The sequence below is a fragment of the Mesorhizobium sp. M7A.F.Ca.MR.362.00.0.0 genome, assembly GCF_004023175.1.
Lineage (GTDB): Bacteria > Pseudomonadota > Alphaproteobacteria > Rhizobiales > Rhizobiaceae > Mesorhizobium.
Map to the genome: position 1 here is coordinate 1 of NZ_RZTF01001174.1, position 226 is coordinate 226.

1 protein-coding gene is annotated in these 226 nt (G+C 61.9%); it reads left to right on the forward strand.

Features of this window, described 5'->3' with window-relative positions; translation table 11 throughout:
• Positions 1-226, forward strand: a 226-nt coding sequence (locus tag EOC06_RS39535) for a LuxR C-terminal-related transcriptional regulator (protein WP_245470494.1), incomplete at both ends; no start/stop codon positions are given.

Sequence of the window (226 nt, forward strand, 5' to 3'; positions counted from 1 at the left end):
ATGTTCACCCTGGCCTCGGAGAAGCTGACAATCGAACTCGACCGGGAGATCGACGCCGTTGCCGCGGCAACGGCGGTCGCCCAGCTCCATGCCCGCATCACCTTCCTGCAGGCAACGCCCAGCGTCGAAAGGGCTGCCTATCTTGACCCCAAGGAGGCCACCTATCTTCGCTGGATCGCCGTCGGCAAAACGATGGAGGAAGTGGCGGAACTGGAGGGAGTAAAGT